This window comes from Archangium sp., from assembly GCF_045802675.1.
Lineage (GTDB): Bacteria > Myxococcota > Myxococcia > Myxococcales > Myxococcaceae > Archangium.
This window is the reverse complement of sequence record NZ_JBJMQO010000004.1, coordinates 1-23,467: the sequence shown is the minus strand read 5'-3', so window position 1 is coordinate 23,467 and position 23,467 is coordinate 1. Positions and strand designations below refer to the sequence as shown.

17 protein-coding genes are annotated in these 23,467 nt (G+C 70.3%); 6 read left to right on the top strand and 11 right to left on the bottom strand.

Annotation, left to right across the window (positions count from 1 at the left end):
* The first annotated feature begins 23 nt into the window (after positions 1-23).
* Positions 24-629 (top strand): TIGR02265 family protein, encoded by a 606-nt coding sequence (locus ACJ8AN_RS00625; protein ID WP_407753211.1) that lies wholly within the window; start codon positions 24-26, stop codon positions 627-629.
* A gap of 3 nt (positions 630-632) precedes the next feature.
* On the opposite strand, the gene ACJ8AN_RS00620 is transcribed toward ACJ8AN_RS00625, so the two are convergent.
* On the bottom strand, positions 633-1,073 hold the full coding sequence (locus ACJ8AN_RS00620) for an organic hydroperoxide resistance protein (protein WP_407753210.1): 441 nt from the start codon (positions 1,071-1,073) through the stop codon (positions 633-635).
* A 103-nt stretch (positions 1,074-1,176) separates the two neighbouring features.
* Between ACJ8AN_RS00620 and ACJ8AN_RS00615 the strand changes: the two genes are divergently transcribed.
* Positions 1,177-1,779 (top strand): YdeI/OmpD-associated family protein, encoded by a 603-nt coding sequence (locus tag ACJ8AN_RS00615; protein ID WP_407753209.1) that lies wholly within the window; start codon positions 1,177-1,179, stop codon positions 1,777-1,779.
* Positions 1,780-1,855: 76 nt separating this feature from the next.
* On the opposite strand, the gene ACJ8AN_RS00610 is transcribed toward ACJ8AN_RS00615, so the two are convergent.
* From ACJ8AN_RS00610 to ACJ8AN_RS00595, 4 genes are all read right to left on the bottom strand, one after another.
* Positions 1,856-2,719 (bottom strand): SDR family oxidoreductase, encoded by an 864-nt coding sequence (locus ACJ8AN_RS00610; protein WP_407753208.1) that lies wholly within the window; start codon positions 2,717-2,719, stop codon positions 1,856-1,858.
* A 72-nt stretch (positions 2,720-2,791) separates the two neighbouring features.
* Positions 2,792-4,000: a vWA domain-containing protein gene (locus ACJ8AN_RS00605; RefSeq protein ID WP_407753207.1), complete on the bottom strand. Its 1,209-nt coding sequence runs from the start codon at positions 3,998-4,000 to the stop codon at positions 2,792-2,794.
* 12 nt (positions 4,001-4,012) lie between these two features.
* The gene (locus tag ACJ8AN_RS00600; RefSeq protein WP_407753206.1) at positions 4,013-4,855 is read right to left on the bottom strand and encodes an AAA family ATPase; all 843 of its coding nucleotides are present in this window, start codon (positions 4,853-4,855) and stop codon (positions 4,013-4,015) included.
* 70 nt (positions 4,856-4,925) lie between these two features.
* The gene (locus ACJ8AN_RS00595; RefSeq protein ID WP_407753205.1) at positions 4,926-5,468 is read right to left on the bottom strand and encodes a hypothetical protein; all 543 of its coding nucleotides are present in this window, start codon (positions 5,466-5,468) and stop codon (positions 4,926-4,928) included.
* A gap of 192 nt (positions 5,469-5,660) precedes the next feature.
* On the opposite strand from ACJ8AN_RS00595, the gene ACJ8AN_RS00590 reads away from it, so the two are divergent.
* Together ACJ8AN_RS00590 and ACJ8AN_RS00585 are read left to right on the top strand one after the other, a co-directional pair.
* Entirely contained in the window at positions 5,661-6,674 is a 1,014-nt protein-coding gene (locus tag ACJ8AN_RS00590; protein WP_407753204.1) for an endonuclease/exonuclease/phosphatase family protein, read from the top strand.
* Positions 6,675-6,850: 176 nt separating this feature from the next.
* Positions 6,851-8,416, top strand: a complete 1,566-nt coding sequence (locus ACJ8AN_RS00585; protein ID WP_407753203.1) for an ATP-binding protein — start codon at positions 6,851-6,853, stop codon at positions 8,414-8,416.
* 77 nt (positions 8,417-8,493) lie between these two features.
* On the opposite strand, the gene agmC is transcribed toward ACJ8AN_RS00585, so the two are convergent.
* Positions 8,494-12,621, bottom strand: coding sequence for an adventurous gliding motility protein AgmC (gene agmC / locus ACJ8AN_RS00580; protein ID WP_407753202.1), 4,128 nt, complete (start codon positions 12,619-12,621; stop codon positions 8,494-8,496).
* 19 nt (positions 12,622-12,640) lie between these two features.
* Positions 12,641-14,452 (bottom strand): OmpA family protein, encoded by a 1,812-nt coding sequence (locus ACJ8AN_RS00575; RefSeq protein WP_407753201.1) that lies wholly within the window; start codon positions 14,450-14,452, stop codon positions 12,641-12,643.
* Between the two features lie 342 nt (positions 14,453-14,794).
* Between ACJ8AN_RS00575 and ACJ8AN_RS00570 the strand changes: the two genes are divergently transcribed.
* Positions 14,795-17,125: an ATP-binding protein gene (locus ACJ8AN_RS00570; RefSeq protein ID WP_407753200.1), complete on the top strand. Its 2,331-nt coding sequence runs from the start codon at positions 14,795-14,797 to the stop codon at positions 17,123-17,125.
* Between the two features lie 873 nt (positions 17,126-17,998).
* Here the strand turns inward: ACJ8AN_RS00570 and ACJ8AN_RS00565 are convergent.
* Complete coding sequence (locus ACJ8AN_RS00565) at positions 17,999-18,280, bottom strand: hypothetical protein (RefSeq protein ID WP_407753199.1); 282 nt, start codon at positions 18,278-18,280, stop codon at positions 17,999-18,001.
* Positions 18,281-18,790: 510 nt separating this feature from the next.
* Positions 18,791-21,001, bottom strand: coding sequence for a methyltransferase domain-containing protein (locus ACJ8AN_RS00560; RefSeq protein WP_407753198.1), 2,211 nt, complete (start codon positions 20,999-21,001; stop codon positions 18,791-18,793).
* Positions 21,002-21,054: 53 nt separating this feature from the next.
* Here ACJ8AN_RS00560 and ACJ8AN_RS00555 point away from each other — a divergent pair, with 53 nt between their 5' ends.
* Positions 21,055-21,861: a M50 family metallopeptidase gene (locus ACJ8AN_RS00555; RefSeq protein WP_407753197.1), complete on the top strand. Its 807-nt coding sequence runs from the start codon at positions 21,055-21,057 to the stop codon at positions 21,859-21,861.
* Positions 21,862-21,873: 12 nt separating this feature from the next.
* On the opposite strand, the gene ACJ8AN_RS00550 is transcribed toward ACJ8AN_RS00555, so the two are convergent.
* On the bottom strand, positions 21,874-22,419 hold the full coding sequence (locus ACJ8AN_RS00550) for a hypothetical protein (protein ID WP_407753196.1): 546 nt from the start codon (positions 22,417-22,419) through the stop codon (positions 21,874-21,876).
* A complete protein-coding gene (locus ACJ8AN_RS00545; RefSeq protein ID WP_407753195.1) occupies positions 22,416-22,895 on the bottom strand; it encodes a restriction endonuclease in 480 nt (159 codons plus the stop codon). The genes ACJ8AN_RS00550 and ACJ8AN_RS00545 overlap by 4 nt, the downstream gene beginning before the upstream one ends.
* Positions 22,896-23,467 lie beyond the last annotated feature (572 nt).

Here is a 23,467-nt window from a genome sequence, read left to right as displayed (position 1 = left end):
GATTCCCAGCGGGAAGAGGCCTCATGGCTGGTATCGAGCAGCCCCTGGAGTTCTGGCTTCAGGACCTGGAGCGGCGCAATAACCTCGTGAAGCCGGAGCACACCATGCGTGGCTTCTTCTTCAAGGGCGTGCTGGAGAACCTGCGCACGCTGGGGGACGAAGCGCTGGTGAAGCGCTGCGTGGAGGCGAGTGGACAGGAGCACTTCGTGGACTTCTTCAGCTACCCGGTCCACCTCATGTTCCCCATCCTCAGCACCGCGCTGCCCTCGCTCGCCACGCGGTATGGCGGCGCGGAGACCGCGCTGCGGCAACTGGGGCGGCGGGCCAGCACCGACTTCCTGGAGTCCGTGGCTGGCAAGGCGCTGCTGCTGCTGGCCCAGGGGCGGCCCAAGACGTTGATCAACAGCCTGCCCGGGGCCTTCACCGTGGCGATGAGTCATGGACGCGGCACGGTGCAATGGACGGGGCCGCAACAGGGGCGGCTCCGTGCGACGGTCAGCTCCGTGCCCCCTCCGTTCCACGAGGGCATGGTGCAGCAGGTGCTCGAGGCGGTGCGGGCCCGGGACATCCAGGTCGCCGGGCACGACGCCGGAGGCCTCGACGTGGAGTGTGACTTCTCCTGGAAGTGAGCGTCAGACCGCCTCGGCCGAGAGCTTCACCTCGATGTTGCCCTGGGTGGCCAGCGAGTACGGGCACACCTTGTGCGCGGCGTGCATCAGCTCATCGGCCTCGGCCTGCGACACGCCCTCGAGCTTGCCATGGAGCGCCACCGCCAGGCCAAAGCCGCCCGCCTCGGTCTTCCCGATGGTCGCCTTGGCCGTGATGTGGGCGTCCTTGATCTGCTTCTTCATCTTCCCGGCCACCAGGCGCAGCGCACCCTCGAAGCACGCCGAATAGCCCGCGGCGAAGAGCTGCTCGGGGTTGGTGGAGCCCGCGGTCTCCGGACCGCCCAGGGCCTTGGGCATGGTGAGCGCCATGTCGATCGTCCCGTTGTCGGTGCGGACGCGGCCGTTGCGGCCTCCGTGCGAGGTGGCGGTGGCGGTGTAGAGCGGCTGGATGGCGACAGGAGCCATGGCGGGATTCCTCCGGGGTCGGACTGCGAAGTGAGCGCCCCTTCTAACCGCCTCGCGCTCCGCGTGCATGGCCATTGTGGCGGTGGGTACACTGCCCATCAGAATGAAACCCACCTTCTTCGCGACCCCCGCTGAATGGCGCTCCTGGCTCGAGAAGCATCACGCCAAACAATCGGAGCTGCTGGTCGGGTTCTATAAAAAGGACTCGGGCCACCCCAGCATCACGTGGCCCGAGTCGGTGGACCAGGCCCTCTGCTTTGGATGGATCGACGGCGTGCGCAAGCGCGTCGATGACGTCAGCTACACCATCCGCTTCACGCCTCGGAAGGCCAGCAGCATCTGGAGCGCCGTCAATATCAAACGCGTGCAGGAGCTCACCGAGCAGGGATTGATGAAGCCCGCGGGCCTGAAGGCCTTCGATGCCCGCTCGGGAGCGAGGTCCGTCATCTACGCGTACGAGCAGAAGGACGCGCCGCCCACGCTCTCGGCCGAATACGAGAAGACGCTGAAGGCGAACAAGAAGGCGTGGGCCTTCTTCCAGGCGCAGGCGCCCTGGTACCAGCGCACGGCCATCCACTGGGTGATGAGCGCGAAGAAGGAAGAGACGCGGCTCAAACGGCTGGCCACGCTGGTGGAGGACTCGGAGAACGGCCGGACCCTCAAGCAGCTGACGCGCAATCCCCCCGCGGCGAAGCCGTCGAAATGAAGAAGGCTCCTCCGGAAACGGGCCACGCGCGGTGGCGCCTCCGGAGGAGCCCTGGCTCCTCAACGCGGCAGGTGACTCACTTCCAGGCGGCGGCGTGCTGCCTGGCGAACTGGGCGAAGCTCACCGGCGCGCGGCCGGTCACCTTCTGCACCGTGTCCGTCACCTGGCCGGCGTAGCCCGCCTTGTCGATGCCGTGCAGCTCCATCATCGCGTCCACCATCCAGCCGGGCATGCCCATGTCGCTCATGGCCTTGTGCGCGGCGGCCTCGGGCACGTCCACGTAGTTCACCTTGCGGCCGGACACCTCGCCGATCGCGGCGGCGGCCTGGCCGATGGTGAAGGCCTCGGGGCCGGTCAGCTCATAGGCCTTGTTCTCGTGGCCGCTCGAGGTGAGCGCGGCGGCGGCCACCGCGGCGATATCCGAGCCCGCGATGAAGCTGCACGCCCCCTGGCCCCAGGGCAGGTAGATGTTGCCGTCCTTGCCCGGCGGGTAGTAGCCGATGAAGTTCTCCATGAAGTTGTTGGGCCGCAGGAAGGTGTACTTCAGCCCCGAGCCCAGGATGTAGCGCTCGATGGTGCGGTGCCACCGGCCGAGCTGGATGCCGGGCTCCATGTCACAGCCCAGGGCCGACAGCTTCACGATGTGCTTCACGCCCGCGACCTTGGCGGCGTCGATGAGCCGGGCGCCCAGGTCCACCTGGTCCTGCGCGAAGGGCGTCACGAGGAAGAGCTTGTCCACGCCCGCCACGGCCTTCTGGAGGAGCTCGGGCTTGTTGTACTCGAAGTCGACGGGCGTCACGTTGCCGCCCTTGAGGGACTCGGCCTTGGCCGCGCTGCGCACCGCCGCGCGCACCGTCACGTCGTTGCGCCCCTTGAGCGCGGAAACCACCTGCGAACCAATGGTGCCCGTGGCACCCGTCACCAGAATCGTCGTCGCCATCTCTGCTCCCCTATGTTGAGTGAAGGCAGAGATGACGTTACCCCGAAAACGTTTCGCGGCTTAAGTGGGGGGCTACCGGCGCCCGCGCACCACGCGTCCCTTCGTCAGGTGCCCCACCGCGTCCCCCAGTCCCTCCAGCGTCAGCGGGAACATGTCGAAGACGTTCTTCACCGCCTGGATGGTGTTGCCCCGCCACGTCTGCGGTGGCTCCGGGTTGAGCCAGGCGCTGCGCTCGAAGTACCGGGCCAGCTCCATCAACCACACCAGCCCTTCCTTGCCATCCACGGGATCGTAGCGGCCCTCGGCGTTGGTCCGCATCGCCAGCTCGTACGGAGCCATCAACGCGTCGCCCACCACCACCAGCTTGTGGTGCCGCCCCACCTGCGCGAGCAGGTCCGGCACCCCGATGCCGCCAATCAGGTACGGCGAGTCGAACACGCGCCCGTACACGCAATTGTGGAAGTAGTAGGTGCGCAGCTCCTTGAAGTGCGTGGCCTGCTTCGCCACCGAGAAGAGCCGGCTCACCAGGTGCGCGTAGGGGTCCATCGACCCGCCCACGTCCATCATCAGCACCACGCGCGTGTTGGGCCGGCGCGGCGGACGCGTCACCACCTCGAGCTCGCCCGCGTTCTTCGCCGTGGCGGCGATGGTGCCGTCCACGTCCAGCTCGTCCGGAGCGCCCTCGCGCGCGAAGGCCCGCAGCTTGCGCAGCGCCACCGCCATCTGCCGCGTGTCCAGCACCACGTCGCCCCGGTAGCCCTGGTACCGGCGCGCGCCCGCGAGCTTCATCGCCATGCGGCCGCCACCGCCCTCGGCGCCCTCGCCTCCCACCCGGAAGCCCTCGCGCGGATTCCCCGAGTGCCCGAAGGGCGAGGCGCCCCCCGTCCCAATCCACTTCGTCCCGCCGTCGTGCCGCTCGCGCTGCTCCTCCAACCGCTGCTGGAAGAGCTTCTCCAGCTCCTCCACGTCGAAGCGCTCCAGCAGCTCGCGCTCCTCCGGGGTGAGGTCGCGCCGCTCGCGCGCTTCCTTCAACCACTCGAGCAGCTCCTGGGTGAGCTGCTGCCCCGCGCCCTCCATGCCCTTGAAGTGCGCCAGGAAGGCCTGGTCGAAGGCATCCAGGTGCGCCTCCGCGTGCACCAGCAGCGCCCGCGCCACGTGGTAGAAGCCGTCCAGCGAGCTGTCGTGCAGCCCCGCCTTCAGCGCCGCCGCCAGCGACAGCGCCTCCTGCGCGCCCACCGGCACCCCGCGCCGCCGCAGCTCGTAGAGGAAGGGCAGGTACATGGCTCGCTCCCGCTAGGCCTTGTTCCGGCGGCCGCGCCCGAAGGCCTCCGCCACCGCCATCAAGTCCTGCTCGCGCTTGAGCAGCGCTCCCAGGAAGGGCAGGTTGTCGTCCAGCTTCACGTCCGTCACGCCGTTGGCCTTGAGCACCGCGATCCAGTCGACGAGCTCGCTCGTGGAGGGCCGCTTGCGCAGACGCGTGAAGTTGCGCAGCTCGTAGAAGACCTTGAGCGCCTGCTCCGTCAGCGACACGTCCAGCCCGGGGTGGTGCACGTCGACAATCCGGCGCATCAGCTCCTGGTCCGGGAAGTCGATGAAGTGGAAGACGCACCGGCGCAGGAAGGCGTCCGGCAGCTCCTTCTCGTTGTTGCTGGTGATGATGACGACGGGGCGCTGCGTGGCCGCCACGTCCTCGTTCGTCTCCGAGATGCGGAAGCGCATCCGGTCCAGCTCGTGGAGCAAGTCATTGGGGAACTCCACGTCCGCCTTGTCCACCTCGTCGATGAGCAGCACCACGCGCTCCTTCGCGGCGAAGGACTCGCCGAGCGGCCCCATGCGGATGTAGCGGCGGATGTCGCGCACGTCCCCGTCGCCGAAGCGCGAGTCGTACAGGCGCTGCACGGTGTCGTAGACGTACAGGCCGTCCTGGGCGCGCGTGGTGCTCTTCACGTGCCAGGTGAGCAGGCGCAGGCCCAGGCTCTCGGCGACGGCCTCGGCCAACAGCGTCTTGCCCGTGCCGGGCTCGCCTCGCACCAGCAGCGGACGCTGGAGCGTCAGCGCGCAGTTGACGGCGGCCTGGAGGCCCTCGCTGGAGAGGTAGGAATCGGTTCCGCGGAAACGAGGAGGAAGGGACGTCATGGCGTGCCCCTTCCTTAACACCGGACGGGCTTCTCCGCCCGCCCGCTGTCCGTCCCCGCCCTCCCGCTGGCTAGCCGGCGGTGTTGCTCACCACGATCATCGAGTCCGCGTCCACCTGGCGGCCCACGAAGTGCAGCGAGGCGTCACAATTGGGCGCGCACCCCGTGGTGCCCGTGCAGGAGTAGCTCAGCGAGAGCGTGCCCTCGAGGGTCCCCATCGACTCCTTGTCCAGGGTGTAGGTGACGCGGGTGGTGCGGGCCGGGTCGGTCTGCGTGCGCTCGACGGTGAACGTCGTCTTCTTGTCCACCTCGCTGCTCACGATGGCGTCGCCCGTGGTGATGCGGACCGAGGCATCGCCCAGGCTGTAGTTGATGTCGCCCACCTGCAGGTACTGCCGGTCCTCCACCCCGTCCCAGAGGACCCACTGGGCGACATCGACCACGTTGTTCGTCTTCTCGGTGGGGGGCGTGCCCGAGCGGTAGCAGCTGGCGGGCAGGTTGTCCAAGGGCGCCCGGTCAATGGCCACCCGGTAGTACTTCGGCTGCTCTCCACACCCCATCGTGCCGCCCACCATCACGGCGGCCACTGCCCACAGCGTCGAACGCAGGTTCATCGTTGTTCCTCTTTCAGGGGCCCACTGCCGGCCAGCGGGCCGTTCGCATGCTTCCGGGGGTAGCAGGCAACCCCGGTGGCGGCGCAGTATCCGAGCCCTGGGGTGGTGCGCAAGCTCCGGGACGCTCCCCGACGGGCGGAAGCGGCAATACCTTCCCCCTACTTCCCCGCCTCCACGCGGCGCCCAGCGAGTATGGCCGACACGCCTTTACGCATCGTCAGCTACAACGTCCGCTACTTCGGACATGCCCTGCGCGGGCTCGCCAGCACGCTGGGGCCCAAGCGCCGGGTCTCCGCGGCGCTCGCCGCGTTGGAGCCGTTGCCGGACATCATCTGCCTGCAGGAGGTGGAGACGCAGTCGTTCCGCAGCAACGTCGCCCACCGGCGCGCCCGCCCCGACGAGACGCAGCTGGAGGCCTTCATGGGCCGCATGGAGGAGACGTTCGCCCACCTGCTCCGGCCCATGCCCTACGAGGCCTTCTACTTCCGCGCCCACCACTACAAGCTGGGCGACTTCTCGCTCTACACCACCGGGCTGGCCATCATCGTCAACACCCAGCGCCTCGTGGTGGACACGCACAACGTGGACGCGCCGCACCCGATTACCCACCACCACGTGCGCATGCTGCGCGAGCGCAAGCAGAGCCGCATCTGCGCGTACATGCGCCTGCTGCGCAAGGAGGACGGCCTCCCGCTCCACGTCTTCAACACCCACCTGAGCCTGCCCACGCCCTTCTCCCGCGCCTTCTGGGCCACCCGGGACAAGATGGGCAACGGCATCAACCAGCTCCACGAGGCCCGCGCCCTCGCGCAGCTGGTGCGGGCCCGCTCCGCCGACGAGCCCTTCCTCATCTGCGGCGACTTCAACTCGCCCCCCGCCTCGCCCGTCTTCCACTACCTGTGCGACGAGGCCCACTTCACCAGCGCCCAGACGGCGGTGGGGCAGATCGACCCGCACGTCTCGCGGGCCTTTCCCACCGCGGGCTTCATGCACATGCGCATGCACCTGGACCACATCTTCTCCGGGGGGGGCGTGCGCTGGTTGGATGCCGACGAGACGCGCCCCTTCGGCGACCCGCGCAGCCGCTTCCACGGGCTGTCGGACCACATGCCCCTCATCGCCCGCTTCCAGCTCGAGCCCCCCGCCGCGCGCGCCGAGCCCCCTCGGGCCTCCTCCCTCGAGCCGTCCGCTCCCGCGGGAGCGTGAGGACAGCCGCTCCCCTGCCCGCCCACTGAGCGGTCAGGGTCTGCCTCGTGGCCGCTCCCCTGCTCCGCGAGCCGGAATCCGGCCTTCTGGCTTCCGCTCCGTGAGGACTCACGGGCCGGGCACGCCGTATCCAACCTGTAGGCTCTAGGAGGTTTCCTCCATTGGAGGGGGGAGGTATGGCCGGCGATGAGCTCAGGGAGTTGATCGACGCGATGGCGGATCCCCTCGTGGCCTGCGACGGCGACGAGCGCGTCCTCTACCTGAATCCCGCCGCCGAACGCCTGCTCGCCTGGAAGCGCGAGGAGCTGACGGGACAGCCCTTCGAGGTCCTCGTCCCCCCGCGGCTGCGGGCCTTCGATGGGCAGTCCTTCCTGCGCTACCTCCTGGGGCGGCGGCGCGCGCTGGGCGGCCGTCCCGTCCGGGTCCTCCTGCAGCGCCGCCAGGGCTCCGAGCTGGAAGTGGAGATGACGGTGGGGGCCACCGGCAACCACGGCGGGGAGCGCATCAGCGTGGTGCTGCGGCGCACGCCCGAGCTCCCCGACTACACCGACGAGCCCCTGGAGCGGCTGTCCTCCGCGGCGAGCAGGCGCGCCACCCACCCGGGCCCCCTGGGGGAGCGCGTCTACCAGCTCGTCTTCGAGACGGCCCCGTTGGGCCTCATCCACTTCGACACCACCCCCACGCTCCTGGCCTGCAACGACTACTTCGTGCGCATCCTCGGCTCCGCCAAACGCCTGCTCATCGGGCTGAACCTGTTGTCCATCGAGGACCAGGCCATCGTGTCCTGCGTGCGCGACGTGCTCGCCGGGCGTCACGCGTACTACGAGGGGGACTACCATGCCGTCAGCTCGGACAAGGTGGTGCCGGTGCGCGCCCACTTCGCGCCCTGCCTCAACGGGGACGGCGAGGTGGAGGGGGGCGTGGGCATCATCGAGGACATCACCGCGCAGCGCAGCGCCGAGGCCGAGCGCACCCGCCTGCTGCGCGAGGCCCAGGACGCCATCCGCGTGCGCGACGACTTCCTCACCATCGCCTCGCACGAGCTGAAGACGCCCCTCACCCCGCTCGCGCTGCGGCTGGCCAGCCTGGAGCGCCGCCTGGAGCGCCGCGAGCAGGTGGACCCCGCCCTGCTGCGCCACGCCCGTCAGCACCTGGTGCGGCTGGCGGCGCTCATCAACGATTTGCTGGATGCCTCGCGGATCGAAGCCGGCCGGCTCGCGCTGCACCTGGAGCCCACCGGGCTGGACACCCTCGTGGAGCGCGCGCTGACGAGCATGGACGCCGAGCGAGGCCAGCACCGCATCGAATACTCGCACCCGGCGGAGCCCGTGCGCATCCGCGGAGATGCGTACCGGCTCGAGCAGGTCATCGCCAACCTGCTGGAGAACGCCCTCAAGTACAGCCCCGGGGACAGCACCGTGCGCGTGACACTGGAGGTGCGTGGGGACTTCGTGCTGCTCGCCGTGGCGGACGAGGGCATCGGCATTCCGCGCGACCAGCAGGAGCAGCTCTTCGAGCGCTACTTCCGCGCGCGCAACGTCTCCGTCACCTCCTACGGCGGGCTGGGGCTGGGCCTCTACATCAGCCGTGACATCGTCGAGCGCCACGGCGGCCGTATCTGGGTGGAGAGCGAGGTGGGCCGGGGCGCCACCTTCTACGTGGCCCTCCCAATGCTGTCCGCCGCCAATCCCACGCCGCCCGGCCCCCACCCGCCCACCGACGCGCCCCCACAGGTGCACTGAGGCATGAAAAAGGGCCGGGCCCCACCTCCCGCGAGGGAAGAGAGCCCGGCCCGGACCTCAGGACGGCGAAGGCCGCGTTACCGGCGCCGGCGGCGGGCCAGCGCGAGGAACGTGCCCAGGCCCATCAGCACCAGCGACGAGTCACCGCCCGTGGCCGAGCAGCCGATGCCATCACCCAGGAAGGCGATGTCTCCGCCGCCCGTATTGCCCGCGGACACGGTCCAGGTGCGGGTGTCCGGCGTGGCGTCCACGTTGCCCGCCGCGTCCCGCGCGCGCACCTGGAAGGTGTGCTCGCCGTCGGCCAGGTTGGTGAAGCTCACCGGCGAGGTGCACGGGGTGTAGGCGGCACCGTCCAGGCTGCACTCGTACGTCACGCCCGGCTCGTCCGAGCCGAACTCGAACGTCGCGCCGTGCTCCGGGGTGGTGCCCGACGGACCGGAGGTGATGGTGGTCTCCGGCGCCTGCGTGTCCTGGACGACGGTGAAGGGGTGGCTCGAGGACGAGCCGCTCGTGTTGCCGGCCTCATCCGTGGCGCTCGCCACCACCTCGTGCGGCCCCACCGACAGCGGCGTGGTGGGCGTGTAGCTCCAGTTGCCCGAGCCATCCGCCGTTACCGTGCCCACTACCTTGCCGTCGATGATGACGGTGACGGTGCTGCCCGGCTCGGCGGTGCCGCTGATGACCGGTGTGAGGGTGTCCACCGTCGCCGCCGGACCCGTCACCACCGGCGTCGCGGGCGCGTGGGTGTCCACCGTCCAGCCGTAGGTGGCCGGCGTGGGGTCCACGTTGCCCGCCGCATCCTTCGCGCGAACCTGGAGCGTGTGCGACCCATCCGCCAGGCCCGTGAAGGTCACCGGGTCCGTGCACGGGGTGAAGGCGGCACCGTCCAGGCTGCACTCGTACGTCACGCCCGTCTCGTCCGAGCTGAAGTCGAACGTGGCGCTCGCCGAGTTGCTGGAGGACGGCGGACCCGAGACGATGGAGGTGCCCGGCGCCTTCGTGTCCACCGTCCAGCTGTAGACCGCGGGGGTCGGGTCCATGTTGCCGGCCGCGTCCACGGCGCTCACCTCGAGACTGTGCGAGCCATCGCCCAGGCCCGTGAAAGTTTCCGGGTCCGTGCACGGGGTGAAGGCCATCGCGGCATCCAGCCGGCACACGTACGTCACAGCCGTCTCGTTCGAGCTGAAGTCGAACGTGGCGCTCGCCGAGCTGCTGGCCATCGGCGGCATGGCGGCGAACGAGGTCTCCGGCGCGAGCGTGTCCACCGTCCAGGTGTAGCTGGCCGGCGTGGCGTCCACGTTGCCCGCCGCGTCCCGCGCGCGCACCTCGAGCGTGTGCGACCCATCGCCCAGGCCCGTGAAGGTTTCCGGGTCCGTGCACGGGCCGAAGGGGCCGGCCGTGGTCCCATCCAGGCGGCACTCGTACGTCACGCCCGTCTCGTCCGAGTCGAAGTCGAACGTCGCGCTCGTCGAGCCGCTGGCGAGCGGCGGCGTGGAGGCGAAGGAGGTCTCCGGCGCCTTCGTGTCCACCGTCCAGGTGTAGCTGGCCGGCGTGGCGTCCACGTTGCCCGCCACGTCCCGCGCGCGCACCTCGAGCTTGTGCGACCCATCGCCCAGGCCCGTGAAGGTTTCCGGGTCCGTGCACGGGCCGAAGGGGCCGGCCGCGGTCCCATCCAGGCGGCACTCGTACGTCACGCCCGTCTCATCCGAGTCGAAGTCGAACGTCGCGCTCGTGGCGCTGGTGACGAGCGGCGGCATGGAGGCGAAGGAGGTCTCCGGCGCCTTCGTGTCCACGGTCCACGAGTAGCTGGCGGGCGTGGAGTCCACGTTGCCCGCCGCGTCGATGGCCCGCACCTCGAGCGTGTGCGAGCCCTCCGCCAGGCCCGTGAAGGTCTGCGGGTCCGAGCAGGGGGTGAAGGTCGCGGCCCCATCCAGGCGGCACTCGTACGTCACGGTTCCCACTTCCGGCACCGCCACGTCGAAGTCGAACGTGGCGCTCGCCGAGTTGCTGATGCTCGGCGGCTTGGAGGCGATGACGGTGTCCGGCGCCGTCGTGTCCACGCGCCAGGAGTAGCTGGCCGGCGTGAGGTCCACGTTGCCCGCGGAGTCCACCGCGCGCACCTGGAGCGTGTGATTCCCATCTGTCAGGCCCGTGAAGGTCTGTGGGTCCGTGCACGAGGTGAAGGTCGCGGCCCCATCCAGGCGGCACTCGTACGTCACGCCCGCCTCCGCCACCGCCACGTCGAAGTCGAACGTCGCGCTCGTGGAGTTGGTGACGCTCGGCGGCCCCGAGACGATGACGGTGTCCGGCGGCGTGAGGTCCACCGTCCACGTGTAGGTGGCCGGCGTGAGGTCCACGTTGCCCGCCGCGTCGCGCGCGCGCACCTCGAGCGTGTGCGACTTCTCCGCCAGGCCCGTGAAGGTCACCGGGTCCGTGCAGGGGATGAAAGCCGACGCGGAGGTGCCATCCAGGCGGCACTCATAGGTGACGCCCGTCTCGTTCGAATTGAAGTCGAACGTCGCGCTCGTGGAGCTCGTGATGCTCGGCGGCTTCGAGACGATGGTGGTGTCCGGCGACGTGAGGTCCACCGTGAAGGTGTTCGCCGTGCTCTTGGGGCTCTGCACCGCGTCCACTTCCGCGGCCGCCTGCACCGTGTGGTTGCCCTCGGAGAGATCCGTGGTCGGGGTCACGGAGTAGTTGCCGGCGGCGTCGGACGTGGCGCGGCCCACTTCGTTCCCATCGACGTAGATGATCACCAGGGTGTTGGGCTGGGCCTTGCCCGAAATGACGGGCCGACGGTTGCTGGTGACGGTGCCATTGGCGGGAGTGACCACCGTGGGCACCAACGGCACGATGAAGCCGTACGTCAGCGCGACGGGGATGCCGTTATTGCCCGCCTTGGCGCCATAGGCGGATCCATCGGTCGCCGAGGGATCCTGCTGGTTACCGAATGTGGCACCGATGAGGTTGATGTTGCAGGTGCCGCCCGTCGCGGCCTGGAACAACGCCCGTCCACCGCCACCGCCACCGCCGGGGCCCACCTGTCCTGAGTTCACGGTGCCACCGACGCCGCCATTGGCCAGGACCGAGTTGCACGCAGCCGTGCCGACGAAGCGCAGATAGAGGGAGCCACCCGCGCCACCGCCGCTGCCACCGTCCGTGGACGAGGAACCGCCTCCGCCACCCGAGGCCTGGATGGTGCCCGTGCCCGTGAGCTGGTTGGCCCGGATGAAGATGGCGCCGCCGCCACGCCCGCCCGGCACACCTGTACCGTCGGAGCCATGGCCGGCGCCGCCGCCGCCGCCCAGCGAGAGGTGATTGAGCAGGGAATAGACGAGCGCCGAGCCCCCCAACCCGCCCACGGGCCGGGCTCCGTCGATGCTGCCATCCGAGCGCCCGCCCATGCCTCCCGCCCCGTAATTGCCACCGCCTCCGCCGCCCGCGTTGAAGCACACGCCGCCACCGGCTCCGTTGGCCACGTTGCCGCGCCCGGTCTGCGAGGCGCCGTAACGCACATTGGCGATGCCCTCGCCCTTCTGGGCGCCCAGTGCGGCGGCCTCATCCAGGCCCGTGCAGCCCAGCGAGCTGGTGGTGTCGTCGATGTACTGGCCCCCGCGGAAGCCCAAGGCATTGGCGTTGATCTGCCCGGCGTTGCTCACCGTCCCCGTGGCCAGCAAGGCGATGACACCGCCCGCGCCACCGTTCCAGGGCAACGCGGTGATGCGCCCCGCGCTGGTGAGGGAGACGGTGGTGTACTCGGGGACGCGGATGACCTGGGTCACGTTCGCCGCGTAGGAGTAGAGGAGCGGCGCGCTCAGCGTCAGCGTCGTCCCCGTGGCCGCCGACAGCCGCGCGAACTCCCAGCGGCCCACCGGGTCATTGGTGAGGTCGAGGGTGGTCGCCGAGCCGGAGGCGGGCGTGGGGACGATGCCGGTCGTCTGGAGCACCATCACCAGGTCTCCCGCCGAGAAGCAGGCGGCCGCGCCCACGCACGTGCCCACCGGCACCTGGGTGTCCCCCGGCGCCAGCGGGGCCGCCACCTGGGCATAGCTGTTGATGATGTTGCCGGCGGTCGTCACCGTGAGCGCGCCATTGCGCCCGGTGCCCAGGCCGAACGAGTCCGGCTCGGCCAGCGCCGCCGTCGAGCCGAGGGCGAGCACGCACAGCGCCGCCGCGAGCCACTTCTTGAAGAGTCCGTTCTTCATATGCATCGGTTTCCTTCGACTACTTCAGCTCGCGCTCGGCGGTGATGATGATGAACTCCACGCGGCGGTTGGCCGCGCGGCCCTTTTCCGTCTTGTTCGGGGCGATGGGCCGGTCCGGACCGTAACCCTTCGCCTCCAGGCGCTTGGGCTCCACGCCCTTGCTCACCAGGTAGCCCTTCACCGCCTCGGCCCGCGCCAGCGACAGCTTGCGGTTGGCCTCCGCGTTGCCGCGGTCGTCGGTGTGGCCCTCGATGATGACCTGCTCGACCTCGGGGTGCTGGCGCAGCACCTGCGCCACCTGGTCCAGCATCTTGAAGGAGCGCGGCTGGATGACGGCCCGGCCGGTGGCGAAGAACACCGACTCCTTGATCTCCAGCTTGCCCTTCTGGATGGCCACGAGCTGCTTCTGCTCCGCCGGGCAGCCCGCGTTGGTGGCCACGCCCTTGTCCGCGGGGCAGTTGTCCAGGTGGTCCGCCACGCCATCGCCGTCCGAGTCCTTCGCCGGGCAGCCCTTGAGCTCCACCAGGCCCGCCTCGGTGGGGCACGCGTCGCGCTCGTCCACCACGCCGTCGTTGTCCGTGTCCTTCACCGGGCAGCCCTGACGCTCGGCCGGGCCCATCTCCATGGGGCACTTGTCCGCGGCGTCCTCGATACCGTCCCTGTCCGTGTCCTTCACCGGGCAGCCCTGACGCTCGGCCGGGCCCGCCTCCGTGGGACACGTGTCCGCGGCGTTCGCCACGCCGTCGCCATCCGTGTCACCCGAGACCTCCGCCACCACCTGCACCGCCGGCTTCACGGGTTGCGCCGGGCAGCCCTTCAGCTCGGCCGGGCCCGCCTGCGTGGGGCACGTGTCGTCGGCGTTGCGCACGCCATCGCCATCGTCGTCGCGCTGCCGCGAGGCCGCTACCCGCTCGCCACCACCCACGGCCACGCCCAGCAGCACGCGGAAGGTCGGCGTGCCCGGGGCGTCACCGAAGCCGGGGCCCCCCAGCGCGTAGGCCTCGACGGACTCGCCCACCGGCAGCCGCAGGCCCGCGAGCACCTCCAGCGAATTCGATTGGCGCGAGAGCGACACCGTGCCGCGCACGTTGAGCTCGCCGCGCAGCCCCTCGCCCGTGGTGGCCAGCACCGCGCCCAGGCGCACCTCGTTGCCCAGCTCGTCCTGCACCGTGCCCACGTCTCCGAGCACCACCTCGGGCCGCACCAGCACCCCCGCCTCCACGCCCGCGCGCAGCGCGCCGAAGCCGCGGCCCACCATCACCCGCGGCGTGAGGCGCACGAGGCCGTCGCGCGAGAGCGTGTCCACGCTGCCCACCGGCAACCCCACGCCCAACTCCAGCGCCAGGTCCACCGGCGCGTCCCGCCGCTGCGCGAGCAGTCCCAGCCGCACGTGCGCCGAAGGGGTGGACAAACCCGTACGGCCCGGCGTCCCCACGCCCTGCGCGGAGAGGTCCTCCCCCTGCTGCCAGGCCACCAACGGCAGCTGCACGCCCAGCTCCAGCCAGTGCATCGGCGCCCACGCCGCCAGCAGGTGCGCCGTCACCCGGTCGCTCACCACCGAGCCCACCCGGTTGCCATCCCGGTACATCACCAGCGGGTCATTCTCGTACTGCCCGGCGAGCGACACGCGGAAGGCGCCCTTGGGGAGCAGCTCGCCGGTGCCCATGAGCAGCGAGCCCCGGCCGTTGGGGTTGAGCTCCAGCCGCTCCAGCTCGAAGCCGGGCAGGCCCGCGGGCTGCGCGAGCGCGCTCGAGGCGCACAGGAGGGTGGCGGCAGCGGACAGACGGATGAATCGCGTCCCCCGGTGGAGGGACCGCATGGTGTGACGCATGAGCTCTCGTTCTCCATGTCGGGGCCCCTACGAGTCCCACTCGGGACCGCCCCGGAGCGCCGCGTCCGGGAGGAGCAGGAGGAAGAACACTCCCCGTGCGAGGCCGGAACGACGCTGCGGGCATACAGACCCGAGCCGAGACCCTCTGTCCAGGATTCGTTCAGGGTGTGCCCATGCCTGCTCGTCCTTCGAGGCGCCCCGAATCCCGGCTTCCAGTGGCGTTGCAGAAGTCGCGTGCCTGGCTGCTCTGTCTCTCAATCAACCGGCAACGCCCACTGTCTCGGTGGCCGAAGGGCGAGGAAACGTTGCCGGGACGGCAGCAGGTGCGCACCGTGGGTCCGGATGAGCACCGGGCGGCGCATGGCGTGGGGCCTGGGTCTGGGGGTGGTCGGGTTCCTGCTGAACCTGGCCGCCCTCGAGGTCCTGCCCGGGGTGCACCTGCTGCTCGGGCCGCTGCTGGTGCTCACCGCCGCGGTGCTCTTCGGGCCCATGGCGGGCGGGCTGGCGGGGGCCGTGTCCGGCGCGAGGACGCTCTGGTTGTGGGGCCACCCGTGGGGCTGGCTCAACCTCGTGCTCGAGGGCGTCGTCGTGGGCACGCTGCGCCGGCGCCTCACCCCGGTGATGGCGGACGCCGTCTACTGGCTGCTCAGCCCGCTGTACTTCCTCCTCACCTACCGGCTGCTGGAGCACATCCCCCTGTCGCCCACGGTGGTGGCGGGGGCGAAGCAGGCGGTCAACGGTCTGCTGTCGGCGCTGCTGGTGCAGGTGGTGCTGCTCATCCCCCACGTGCGCGGGCGCCTGCGCGCGCGGCTGCCGCTGCCCCTGGCGGACGTGTCCATCGGCCGGGCGTTCGGCACGGCGCTCACGCTGGGCGCCATCATCCCCCTGCTGGTGATGGGCGGCGCCGAGGGCCGCCAGCGCTACGCCTCCGAGGTGCGGCAGGTGGACGAGGAGAACCTGCACGCGGCCCGGGTGGTGGTGGGTGAAATCGAGGGCAGCCTGGCGCACGCGCGCCATGGCGTGTCGCGGCTGTCGCGCTCACTCGCGGCGAGCCTCTCCTCGGAGGGGCAACTGCCGGGCCGCCACTACCTCGAGGGCGAGCTGGACGCGCTCGTCACGTACTCGCCCGAGGTGCTCAACGCCTACGTGGGCAGCCCCGAGGGGCTGGCGCTCGCCTTCTCTCCGCGCACCGACGCGGCGGGCCGGGCGCTGGCGGGCACGGACTTCTCGGACCGGGCCTACGTGCGCGAGGTGCGGGGGGCGCGCGAGCCCTTGGTGAGCGACGTCTTCCTCGGGCGCGGCGGAGCGCGGGGGCCGCTGGTGGTGACGCTGGCGCCCATCCGCCACGAGGAGCACTACGCGGGCTACGTGCTGGCGGCGCTGGACCTGCCCCGGCTGCGGCGGCATGCGCGCGCGCAGGTGGGGGACACGCAGCGGCGCATCCTCGTCACCGACGCGCGGGGCGGCGTCGTCTTCGACTCGGCCGAGGAGGGCCCCCAGCAGGTGCACAGCATCCTCGGCACGTCACTGGAGCGGGCGATGGAGCACGTGCCCAGCGGCGGCACGGGCGCCTACGCGGCCGAGCAGGACGCGGTGACGCTGGTGCGCGTGGGCACGCTGCACCACTTCGGCATGGTGGAGGTGCCGGAGCTGGGCTGGCGGGTGGTGGTGGAGCAACCGGGCACCCGGCTGCAGCGCGACGTGGAGCACGCCTACTTCAGCCTGCTGGGCACCCTGGGGCTGGCCACGGTGGCGGCGGTGCTGCTGGCGCTGGCCTTCTCGCGCACCATCGTCGCGCCGGTGCAGGGCGTGTCGCGCGCGGCGGCCCGGCTGGCCGCGGGCGAGCGCACGGCGCGGGCCTCCGAGGCGGCCGGGGACGCGCCCCGCGAGCTGAACCAACTGGCGGAGACGTTCGACCGGATGGCCTGGCAGCTCTCCCGGCACATGGAGGCCATCGAGCGCACCAGCCGGGAGAAGGACGCGTTCCTCTCCATCGCCTCGCACGAGCTGAAGACGCCGCTCACCGCGCTCAAGGCGCAGGTGCAGATACTGAAGCGAAAGGTGGACGGCGAGCACGGGGAGCGGCTGGACAAGGTGAGCCGCCAGGTGGACCGGGTGACGCGGCTGGTGGATCAACTGCTGGACGCCTCGCAGCTCGGCCAGGAGCAGCTGCCCCTGCAGCGCACGCGGGTGGACCTGAGCGAGGTGGTGCGCCGGGTGGCGGAGGTGCTGGTGAGCGCCTCGCCGCCGCACTCGCTGGAGCTCGCCACGCGCCCGGTGGTGGGCGACTTCGACGAGCAGCGCCTGGAGCAGGTGGTGCACAACCTGGTGTCCAACGCCATCAAGTACAGCCCCACGGGGGGCGTCATCGAGGTGTGGACGCGGGTGCTGCCGGACGGCGAGGCGGAGCTGGTGGTGGCGGACCGGGGCATCGGCCTGCGCGTGGAGGACGAGGAGCAGCTCTTCGGGCGCTTCGAGCGCGGGGACCGGCGCGAGCTGACGAGCATCTCGGGCATCGGCGTGGGGCTGTACGTGTCACGGGAAATCGTCCGCCGCCACGGGGGCCGCATCTCGCTGCGCTCGCGCGAGGGAGGCGGAGCGGTGGCCACGGTGTGGCTGCCGCTCGGCCCGGCGCCGCGGCATGACGGATATGCTCCACCCGCCCCGAGCTGATGCGCCCCGAAGCGGGCTCCTTCAGGGACCTTCCGGATGGGTGGAAGCTGGCCCGGAGTTCCCCGGTGCCGCGGAAGTGGCGGGTGGCGATGCGGGGGGATGCGTGACCGGAGGAGCGATCGGAAGAGCGGGGGCTGGCGACGGTGCTGGAGCGGGTGCGCCGGCTTCCGGTTGCGAACGTGGAGGAGCTGGGGCTCGTGGTGCCGTCGGCACGGTCGTACCCGCATCGGTTGCCGGAGGCGGAGCGGTAGGTGGCGGTGTTTGCGTGGGTGGAGCAGGTTTCGGCGAGGGCGGGGGGGGCGCCGCCAAATCCATGGCCGGTGCCTTGCCCAGCACCTCGCCTCGAGCCGTCACCGCGTACTCGTACCACGCATCGAGCGTACGCACGTACCCCGGCCCTCCGCACCGATCAAAACGTTCGTTCAAGACCACGTAGTACAGGCCCGTCTTCGGATCCTTGAAGATGGCGACGTCCAGTCCTTGCTCGGGGCTGGAACATCCTCGGAAGAGTCGTGGGCTTTTATTCTCTTTCACCATCTCACGGACGGCGGCCGCCGCGGCAAGCACAGCCCCCGCTTCCATGGGCGCGCCAACGAGCGGGGTCGAGTCCGGGTCCGGCCATTCGACGGCCGCCTTCCTGGTTGCCCAGGGGAAGGCACATCCCCCCTGCACCATCGCGAGCAGCATGAGCACCCCCATGAAACGGCGGTGCGGCCGGGAGCGCTGGAGAAGGGCCAGGAGGTCACGTCCAAGGGCGTGCTGGAGCTGGTTTGCGTTGTCCACTGCATGTCTCCGCACCGGGAAGGCCCAGCACATTCACGCCGGGCAGGCCCGGCAGTGGAACGAGGCGGGAAGACCCACCCTGAATACATTCTACTCGCGCAGCAACTGAAGAGGTTCATCAGGACTGCATTGGAGCGTCTTGGAGCGGCTGGTTCCTCGTGGAGAACACATGCCGAGGGTGACCCAGCCGGCCTTCACGTTGCTCCACTGTTGGACTTCGCCCGTGGGAAAGTAGCGCAGGAAGACGCGCGTGCCGTCCTGAAGCTCCGCCACCACCGCCGAGGCCATTTCGATGGCCGTGTTCTCGTGAACTGCTGGAGCCTTCTCGCCCGAAGCCGTCAGGTTGCCCGCGAACAGCCGGAATTCCGCCATGGCAATATAAGGGTTGAATGCATCCGTGGGCCAATTCCTGAGGTCTTTCGAGGAGGGAGGTGTCCCACATGGATGGTTGTGGACGTACCCCACGACCCAAACTTGCGAAGCAGGGTAGTCGGCATCCTCCACCACATAGAACGGCTCGCAACTCTCATGGTTTCCCCCGACGGGCTCAGTCACCCGCCATGAGAGGGAGTGACGGTTCCCCGCGACATAGACTGTCGAGCAATACTCCCTGGACATGCCCACGATGGGCCGTTGATTCAACGAATCACACACCCTGGCGCCAGGGCGCTCGAGGAGCGCACCCGCCACGTCCCGGAGCAATGCAATGGGGATGGAGGTGTCGCCCGTGGGCATTTCGACGGCTGGCACCTCCGGCCAGGGGCCCCTGGCCGCATCGGTAACCTGCGTGGCAGTGTGAGGCGAAGTAGCGCAGCCCACGGCGCACATCAAAAAGGGAAAGACATACTTCATGGGCGTTGTCTTTCTCGAGCAATTCACTGCTCACCCCAGCACGCCCAGCGCGTGCGCCAGCCGCCAGGCCACCACCCGCAGGTGCGCGTCCTGCACCGAGTCCAGCTCGGCGATGAGCACCTCCAGCGGCACCCAGTGCAGGCGCGAGTCGCACGCCGCATCGGCCTCGAGCTCCACGGCGAAGGGCCATACCAGCTCGGGCGTCACCCCGGGCGTCGCATGGTACGAGCCGCCGAGCTCCCAGGCCTGGCGCACCGTGACGGAGAACTCCTCGCGCAGGCGCTCGGAGATGAAGGCGGGCACCTGGCCCAGGTGGGTGAGCGTCCGGGGCAGGCGCCAGGCGGGCGTCACCGCGAGGCGGGCGCTGCCCGTGAAGTGCTGCACCACCGGCAGCTCCCGGTGCTCGAGGCCCACCCGGTAGCCCTCGCGCACGCGCACCACCGGGAGCGCCACGGCGGTGTTGCGGCTGGCCTCGCGGGGCACGAGGTACTCGCGCGGCACGCTCGCCAGCACGCGCCCCTCCGCGTCGCGCTCGGAGAAGGTGCCGGTGCACAAATCCAGGTAGCCGCTCGTCCCGTCCTCGTGGAGGGAGAAGGGCGCGCGGCGCTCGGGCGTGAGCGCGTCCGGGGCCCACTTCGGCCCGCCGGACTGCTCGGTGAGCTGGAGGGGGGCGCCAATCCACGGCCCGGGCGAGGTGCCCAGGTGACGCAGCAGCCGGTGGATGTTGAGCTCCAGCCGCGCGTCCACCATGCCGCCCACGTGGCAGGCGCGGAGCACCTGGCGCGCATCGAGCTCGCGCACCGAGCCGGCGCCGGTGAACGGTCCGTAATCGGGCGTGGGCAGCCCGGAGGAGGGCGCCACCTCCACGAGGTAGGCGGACACGCGCTCGCTCACCCCACCGGGCGAGGTGAAGTAGCGCGCCGGCTCACCCAGGGCGCGGATGCTGTCGGCCGGCAGCCCGGCCCGCTCCCGCAGGATGCGCGCGATGGCCTTGTCCGGGGCCTCTCCGGCGTGGGTGATGGCGGCGAGGGGCTCGGTGATGTAGCCGGAGAGCGCCGCGCCCCCGAGGTTGGGGTGGTCCGCGCACGCATTCACGATGGGCCGCGGGAAGCCCTTCTTGGCGAGCACGAACACCTGGCCGTCCTGGCGGAACCAGGGCAGTACGTCGAGCGTGCGCCCGGGGCGCTCCACCAGCTCCCAGACGCGGCCGTCCTCGTGGCGCCAGGCGCTGAGGGACAGGAAGCGGGGCGTGGCGAGCGGCTCGCGCTGCTCCTCGCGCAGCTCGACCCCCGCGCCCGGCGGCACCTTCTCGCCGACGATGAGGTAGTTGGTGGGCGGGAAGGGCAGCGGCCGGCCCTCGGTGTCACCCAGGTGGAAGCGGCCCTCGTAGCGGTTGGCGATGATCCACGGGTTGCGGATGGGCATCGAGCTGAGGATGCGCAGCCCGCGGCGGCGGAAGGCGGACTCGAACTGGGCCTGGGAGAAGTAGGAGTACTCCTCGAGCAGCTCCACGTCCCAGTCGGTGCGGTAGTCCTTGCGGAGGATGAACTCGTTGGCGGCGCGCAGGGCGAGCCGGTAGCGCGCATGCCCCGCGTGAGGCGAGTCGAGCCGCGCGTACGGCACGGGCCCGTCGCGGTTGACACTGCAGCGGAAGTCGCGGGCGAAGCGCTCGAAGAGGGCGGCGGTGGACAGGCCCGGCACGGGGCCGTCGGACAGCCCATCCGTCCAGGGCAAATCCAGGAACACCTCCGCGGGCCCCTCGGGGACGAGGAAGTCGCGGATGATGATGACGCCGCCGGTGCGCAGCGCGCGCACCTGGTTGTCCAGACACGTCTCCAGGCGGGCGAGCGAGAAGTCATTGAAGCTGGTGACGTGGTGGAGCACCGACGAGTCGAGCACCCCGTCGAGCGAACCGGGAGGGAAGACGGGGTCGGCGATGTCGCCCACGACGAAGCGCAGGTTGGGGCGCTGCCAGGTGGCGGAGGCCATGTCGACGGAGACGGGGTTGATGTCCACGCCCACCAGCTCCAGGCCGCTGTAGAGCTGGGCCAGGTCATGGGTGCCGCGGCCCGAGCCGCTGCCCATGTCGGCCAGGCGGCCGCGGGTGGGAAAGTGCGCGGTGGTGAGGGCCACCTTCTGCTGCATGGAGGCGTCCATGCCGGCGAAGTAGGTGGCGTAGTGGTCCGCGTCGCCGCGGTGCTGGGCGGCATAGGAGTCGGCGGTGCTCGTCGGTTTCCCCATGGCCGGCCAGTCTACCAGCGGAACGAAAACCTCCGTGTTAGCGTCCAAGTGCCATGCGCCCGCGTCCCCTGCCCGAGCCACCGCCGATGTCCACCCGCGCCCTGCTGGCGTGCCTGGTGCTGGCCGCCGCGGCCAGCCTCTTCCTCTGGCAGACGGTGTATCTGTACCCCTTCCGGCTGCTGGTGACGCTCATGCACGAGAGCGGACACGCCTTCACGGCCTGGGCCCTGGGCGCGCACGTGAGCAGCGTCACCATCAGCCCGGCGACGGGCGGGCTCACCTACCACTCCCTTACCGGCTCGCTCTGGAAGGAGCTGCTCATCGCCTCGGGGGGGTACGTGGGCTCCTCGGTGGCGGGGGCGGTGCTGTTGGTGGCGGCCGGCCGCATGCGCAACGGGCGGGCGCTGCTGTGGACCCTGGTGGTGTGGATGGTGGGGGTGGCCGTGCTCTGGGTGCCCCTGCTCGCGCCGGACCCGGGGGCGGCCCATGCGCTGGCCACCGGCTCGTCGCGCTCGGACGGACTCTTCACGCTCGGCTTCATCGCCGGCATGGGGGCCTTCCTGGGACTGGTGGCGTGGAAGGGCCCGGTATGGCTGCGGCGCGGGCTCGTGGTGTGGATCGCCGCGTTGTCGTGCCTGCTGGCACTGCAGGACATCAAGGGCCTGTTCGGCTACGGCATGGAGGTGGGCGTCTCGGATGCCCAGTCCATGGCGCAGCTCACGTACCTGCCCGCGCCCTTCTGGGCGGCGGTGTGGATGGCGGTGTCGCTCGGGGCCATGGGGGTGGGGCTGCGCTCCATCGTCCGGCGCCGGCGGCTGGTGACCTCCCGGAGCCCCATGGCCGGGCTGTCCATGCGGTAGGCGAGGGACGGCTCAGAGGGACAGGGAAGCCCGCCCCTCACGGTGGGCCCGGAAGAACTCCCGCACCTGCTGCACGGCGGGGTGATCGGCCAGGGGGCTCACGTCCGCCGTCTCCAGACGTCTGCACAGCTCCTCATCGAGCTTCCGTCGCTCGAGCCCGAGCTGCTCCTCCAGGACGCGCCGGGACTCGGTCCGGCCGCGCACCATTTCTTCTTCCGTCGGCTCCCGCCCGAGCGCCAGGCGTACCAGCCCCCGGTCCAGGAAGAGCAGCGTCTCCGTCTGCGGCACGATCATGGAAATCTTCCACAGGTCGGCGCATTCCACGTTGATCAGCAGGAACACGAGATGGCGATGCATCATCCGGAGCTCTTCCTGCGTCGCCTCGCCCACCACCGCCACGATGGCCTTGCGGTTGCTGAGGATGGACCGCGCCAGGGACGCAGCCTCCCCCATGTGGTCCACATCGAGCACACGCAGCTCGCGTCCGAACTCCGGCTCGAGCAGCTTCTTGAAGACCAGGGCCATCGCCCTACCTCGCACGACCAGTGCCGGAATCATCGGAAGTCCTCTCCCTTGAGCTCGTAATCCATCTCGGCCTTCTCCACGGCCTTGCGCCATTTGACCCGCAGCGAGGCACGCATGCCCCACCTCAAGACGAGGTCCACGTCAGACCTCTCCCACAGCAGCACGTTGCGGATGGGCTGCACGTGCGCCTCGTGCAACGCGGGCGCGGTGAACCCACTCACGCTGAACAGCAGACCGACCGTGGCCGGAGGTCGCCGATCGACCCGGGCCTTGAATCTCGCGATCGGGGCGTAGTCCAGGGGCTCCTTCCAATGCTTGCATTCAATGAGGCACGAGAGCCCATCGGCGTACACCGCTCCATCCACCTGTTCCCACCAACCCCGGTAGGGCCAGACGACCTGAGCGCCTTCGAGCTCGAACGCTCTCAGGATGAGGTACTCGAAGGCCTTGCCGGGTGGCCATGACGCAAGCTCCTGCCCTTCACGCACCCGCGCCCACAGATCGTTCAACGCGGCCCATCCCATGGACCGCACCCATCCCTCGAACTGCTCTTCCCCTTCCCCCACGCCCCACCTCCCGGTACCGCCCCAAGCTTCCGGAAGGCTAACCAATCCCTCTGACACGCATCACGACACGCATTGCACCGGGCCCTCCGCAATTCATTGCCCACGACCCCGCCCGGTGCATGCGTGCCGTTCTGAGTATCTGTCTTGTGAACCCATCACGTCAAGTGCCAGGGTCTACCTCCGCCGTCATGTGCTCGCACGGCCGCGAGCCTTCTCGCCCGGCGTTCACCCAGGCGTCGCGGGTATGCTGCCCGGCGCGGAGGAGGGTCGATGACCAATGGGGTGACATGATGGGCCGGGTCACCACAACCCTGGGCGGGCGCACAGGGGTGTGGGCCATCTCGGAGCGCTGCGCGGGGAGTGGGTGACGGTGTCCCACTGTCCGGTGTCGGAAGAGGCGGCCCGGGCGCTCGAGGAGGCCCGGCCCGCGCTCGCCCTCTGGCGCTGACGCCCGCGTCAGAGCTTCTCCACCGCCACCGTGTTGTCGTCCGGCTTGCGGTCGATGAGTTTGTGGA

Excerpts from the sequence above, each read along its gene's own strand:
- ACJ8AN_RS00560 (WP_407753198.1), bottom strand. The coding sequence starts at position 21,001 with ATGGGGAAACCGACGAGCACCGCCGACTCCTATGCCGCCCAGCACCGC.
- ACJ8AN_RS00615 (WP_407753209.1), top strand. The coding sequence starts at position 1,177 with ATGAAACCCACCTTCTTCGCGACCCCCGCTGAATGGCGCTCCTGGCTC.
- ACJ8AN_RS00565 (WP_407753199.1), bottom strand. The coding sequence starts at position 18,280 with ATGGCGGAATTCCGGCTGTTCGCGGGCAACCTGACGGCTTCGGGCGAG.
- ACJ8AN_RS00605 (WP_407753207.1), bottom strand. The coding sequence starts at position 4,000 with ATGTACCTGCCCTTCCTCTACGAGCTGCGGCGGCGCGGGGTGCCGGTG.
- ACJ8AN_RS00600 (WP_407753206.1), bottom strand. The coding sequence starts at position 4,855 with ATGACGTCCCTTCCTCCTCGTTTCCGCGGAACCGATTCCTACCTCTCC.
- ACJ8AN_RS00585 (WP_407753203.1), top strand. The coding sequence starts at position 6,851 with ATGGCCGGCGATGAGCTCAGGGAGTTGATCGACGCGATGGCGGATCCC.
- ACJ8AN_RS00610 (WP_407753208.1), bottom strand. The coding sequence starts at position 2,719 with ATGGCGACGACGATTCTGGTGACGGGTGCCACGGGCACCATTGGTTCG.
- ACJ8AN_RS00555 (WP_407753197.1), top strand. The coding sequence starts at position 21,055 with ATGCGCCCGCGTCCCCTGCCCGAGCCACCGCCGATGTCCACCCGCGCC.
- ACJ8AN_RS00595 (WP_407753205.1), bottom strand. The coding sequence starts at position 5,468 with ATGAACCTGCGTTCGACGCTGTGGGCAGTGGCCGCCGTGATGGTGGGC.
- ACJ8AN_RS00575 (WP_407753201.1), bottom strand. The coding sequence starts at position 14,452 with ATGCGTCACACCATGCGGTCCCTCCACCGGGGGACGCGATTCATCCGT.
- ACJ8AN_RS00550 (WP_407753196.1), bottom strand. The coding sequence starts at position 22,419 with ATGATTCCGGCACTGGTCGTGCGAGGTAGGGCGATGGCCCTGGTCTTC.
- ACJ8AN_RS00570 (WP_407753200.1), top strand. The coding sequence starts at position 14,795 with ATGAGCACCGGGCGGCGCATGGCGTGGGGCCTGGGTCTGGGGGTGGTC.
- agmC (WP_407753202.1), bottom strand. The coding sequence starts at position 12,621 with ATGAAGAACGGACTCTTCAAGAAGTGGCTCGCGGCGGCGCTGTGCGTG.
- ACJ8AN_RS00625 (WP_407753211.1), top strand. The coding sequence starts at position 24 with ATGGCTGGTATCGAGCAGCCCCTGGAGTTCTGGCTTCAGGACCTGGAG.
- ACJ8AN_RS00590 (WP_407753204.1), top strand. The coding sequence starts at position 5,661 with ATGGCCGACACGCCTTTACGCATCGTCAGCTACAACGTCCGCTACTTC.
- ACJ8AN_RS00620 (WP_407753210.1), bottom strand. The coding sequence starts at position 1,073 with ATGGCTCCTGTCGCCATCCAGCCGCTCTACACCGCCACCGCCACCTCG.